The organism is Chromobacterium vaccinii (genome assembly GCF_000971335.1).
Taxonomy (GTDB): Bacteria; Pseudomonadota; Gammaproteobacteria; order Burkholderiales; family Chromobacteriaceae; genus Chromobacterium; species Chromobacterium vaccinii.
The window spans coordinates 1-3,784 of record NZ_JZJL01000105.1 but is presented as its reverse complement, the minus strand read 5'-3'; the positions used below and the strand labels follow the sequence as shown (position 1 = coordinate 3,784).

At 70.6% G+C, this 3,784-nt stretch carries 3 protein-coding genes; all 3 read left to right on the top strand.

The genetic code is table 11. The features are described from left to right. A partial coding sequence (locus tag VL52_RS22685; protein WP_046159171.1) for an FAD-binding oxidoreductase occupies window positions 1-1,236 on the top strand: 1,236 nt, incomplete at its 5' end. A 64-nt stretch (window positions 1,237-1,300) separates the two neighbouring features. Beyond that, window positions 1,301-2,302 carry a fatty acid desaturase family protein gene (locus VL52_RS22680; protein WP_046159170.1) on the top strand — a complete coding sequence of 334 codons (1,002 nt, stop codon included), beginning with the start codon at window positions 1,301-1,303 and terminating at the stop codon, window positions 2,300-2,302. Window positions 2,303-2,338: 36 nt separating this feature from the next. Further along, window positions 2,339-3,718, top strand: a complete 1,380-nt coding sequence (locus tag VL52_RS22675; protein WP_200896089.1) for a diaminobutyrate--2-oxoglutarate transaminase family protein — start codon at window positions 2,339-2,341, stop codon at window positions 3,716-3,718. Window positions 3,719-3,784 lie beyond the last annotated feature (66 nt).

Genomic DNA, 3,784 nt, shown 5'->3' with positions numbered 1-3,784 from the left:
GCCGCGGTCCGCCACCGCGCGCGGCTGGTGCCGCAGGGCAATCTCAGCGGCCTGGTCGGCGGCGCGGTGCCCGATGGTTCCGGCCGCCAGGTGGCGCTGTCGCTGGCGCGGATGCGCCGCCTGCGCGCCTTCGACCCGCTGAACCGCAGCGCGGTGGCCGAGGCCGGCATGCCGCTGTCCGAGCTGAACCGCCAACTGGAGCCGCACGGCCTCTGGCTGCCGATTGACGTCGGCAGCGACCCCGCCGTCGGCGGCCTGGTCGGCGCCAACACCGGCGGCAGCCGGCTGCTGCGCCACGGCGACGTCCGCCGCAACCTGCTGGGGCTGGAAGTGGTGCTGGCCGACGAGAACGGCAGCGTGCTGGACCTGACAGCCCCGCTGCGCAAGAACAACGCCGGCATCGATCTCAAGCAACTGTTCGTCGGCAGCGGCGGCGCGCTGGGCGTGGTCACCGCCGCGTCCTGGGACCTGAAGCGGCACGACGCCTCGACGCTGACGCTGTTCGCCGCGCTGCCCGGCCGCGAGGCCGCGCTCGCCATGCTGGACGCCTGCGAGCAGCGCTTCGGCGAGATGCTGTCGGCGTTCGAGGTGATGGGCGCGCCGGCGCTGGCCGTCACGCTGCGCCACTATCCGGCGCTGCGCCATCCGCTGGCCGATTCGCCGGCAGGCTGCTACGCGCTAGTGGAAATCGCCAGCGCGATGCCGGGGTTGGACGCGCTGCTGCGGGAACAGGCCGAGTCGCTGCTGGCCTGCCTGCATCAGCGCGGGCTGGTCGCCGACGCAGCCTTCGCCCGGCCGGAAGCGCTGTGGCCGCTGCGCGACAGCCTGCCGCTGGCGCTGGCGGCCGAGGGACTGCCGCTGTCCTTCGACGTCGGCCTGCCGCGCTCGCGGCTGCCGGCCTTCCACGCCGCCGCCGAGCGCTGGCTGGCCGGCGAGCACCCGGCGCTGCGGCTGTACGACTTCGGCCACTTCGGAGACGGCGGCTGCCACCTGATCGCGCTGCTGCCGCGCGAACACGCCGCCGCCTACGGCCCGGCCAAGCTGGCGATGCTGAAAAGCGGCCTGTACCGGCTGGTGGCCGAATATGGCGGCAGCTTCAGCGCCGAGCACGGCGTCGGCCCGCTGAACGCGGCTTTCTACCGCAAATTCTCCGACGCCGGCGCGCAGCGGCTGGCCGCCGGGCTGCAGCGGCTGCTGGACCCGGCTGCGGCGCTGGGCCGCCACCGCTACGACTGAGTGGGACGTTTTCCGTTGTCGAACCCGGCTTGCAAGCAAGCCCAACAGACAGGAGTGCGCAACCGTGAATGATGGCCAGACCGTCAACTATCGCCGCAAATACGCCGCCGAGGCGCAAGCGCTGCAACGCATACACCCCCTGCGCAGCCTGTGGCTGATCGCCCGCCAGTGGCTGGCCATCGCCGCCGCGCTGGCGCTGCCCTTCATCGTCCTGGAGCTGCAGGGCGGCGTCGACGCCCTGTCGGCCCCCGGCTGGGCCGCGGTCGCCGCCTGCTTCGCGCTGTCCTTTTTCCTGGTCGCCTGCAAGCAGCACGCGCTGGGCATCATCATGCACGACGCCACCCATTACCGGCTGTTCGCCAACCGCCGCCTGAACGAGCTGGCCAGCAACTGGCTGTGCGCGTTTCCCGCCGGCATGGTCACCTCCTGCTACCGGCGCGGCCACCTGCCCCATCACGTGTTCACCAACCGCCCCAACGACCCGTACTGGGCCAAGCTGGTAGAAGACCCCGCCTACCGCTTTCCGCAAAGCCGGCAATCCTTCCGCCGCCTATTGCTGCGCGACCTGTTCTGCCTGAACTTCGGGGCCTGGCGGCCTATCCTGCGCTACTGGACCGGCTGGGGCGCCGTCATCGACAACAGCGAGAAGCTGCTGACCGGCTCCGAGCGGCTGCAATTCGCCGCCTTCTGGCTGATCGTCGCCGCGGCGGCCATCGCCAGCGGCGCCTGGCTCTGGCTGATCGTCATGTGGCTGCTGCCGCTGCACACCTTGTGCCTGGCCTTCATGCGCGTACGCATCGTCGCCGAGCACAATCTGGACGACAGCGGCCCCGAGCTGTCCCACACCCGCCACGTCGACGCCAGCTGGCTGGAGCGGCTGACTTTGGCGCCGCTGAACATCAACTACCACATCGCGCACCACCTGTTTCCCTCGGTGCCGCTGCACAACCTGCCGCGGCTGCACGCGCTGCTGCTGCGAGACCCGGCTTTCCGCGCCCAGGCCATGTTGTGGCCCCGGTATTTCGGCAAGAACGACAAAGGGCTGATGAACAGCCTGCTCCGCTAGCGCCCTTCCACCCCTCACCCGACAACAAGGTGCCTCATGACCGCAACCGAACTCCTGGACGCCCCCGTATCGCAAAGCGACGCGCCTGACTGGCAGGAAATGTACGACTTCGTCAAAGCGCGCGAATCCGGCGCCCGCACCTATGCCAACTCCATCGACACGGTCATCGAGCGCGGCCGCCTGACGCGCGTCTTCGACCGCGCTGGCCGCGAGTACCTGGACTGCCTGTCCTGCGCCGGCACGCTGGCCACCGGCCACAACCACCCGCAGGTTCAGGCGCGGGTGCTTGAATTTCTGCAATCCGGCCACGTGACCCAGGCGCTGGACATCACCACGCCGGCCAAGTACCGCTTCCTGCGCAAGCTGCTGGAATGCCTGCCGCCCGACTTCGCCCGCCACGTCCGCATCCAGAGCTGCGGCCCCAGCGGCGCCGACGCGGTGGAGGCTGCGATCAAGCTGTTCAAGACCGCCACCGGCCGCCGCGGCGTGCTGACCTTCCACGGCGCCTACCACGGCATGACCGCCGGCGCGCTGGCGCTGACCGGCAACCTCGGCGCCAAGCGCCAGGTGGCGTCCCTGATGCCGGACGTGCATTTCCTGCCCTATCCCTATTCCTACCGCTGCCCCTTCGGCGTCGGCGGCGAGCGCGGCGAGGACATCTCGCTGGCCTACATCGAACGCGCGCTGAGCGATCCGGAGAGCGGCATCATCCCGCCGGCGGCGATGATAGTCGAGGCGGTGCAAGGCGAAGGCGGCGTGATCCCGGCCTCGGCCCGCTGGCTGCGCGGCATCCGCGACATCACCGCGCGGCTGGGCATTCCGCTGATCATCGACGAAATCCAGACCGGCTTCGGCCGCACCGGCCACATGTTCGCCTTCGAGCACGCCGGCATCGAGCCGGACGCGGTGGTGGTTTCCAAGGCGGTCGGCGGCGGCTTCCCGCTGGCGCTGCTGCTCTATCACGAGAAATACGACGCCTGGCAGGCCGGCGCCCATGCCGGCACCTTCCGCGGCAACCAGATCGCGATGGTGGCCGGCGCCGCCGCGATGGAGGTGATTCAGTCCGAGCAGCTGGTGGCCCAGGCCAGCGCCAAGGGCCAGCGGCTCGGCGCCGCGCTGCGCGGCCTGGCCGAACGCCTGCCCGTCATCGGCGACGTGCGCGGCCGCGGCCTGATGTGGGGTGTGGAAATCGTCGATCCCGACGCGCCGGCAGACGCGCTGGGCAGCCGCCCGGCCGATGGCGAGCTGGCGCGCGCGATCAAGAGGCGCTGCCTGGCCAACGGCCTGATCATCGAAACCGGCGGCCGCCACTCGGCCGTGCTGCGGCTGCTGCCGCCGCTGGTGATCAGCGAGGACGAACTGGACGAGGCGGTCGACAAGCTGGAGCGCTCGATGCGCGAGGCGATGGAGGGCTGATGGATATCCGCGGAGAAATGCTGATAGGCGGCGAGCCGGTCTATGGCCGTGAAGGCGAGCTGCGCG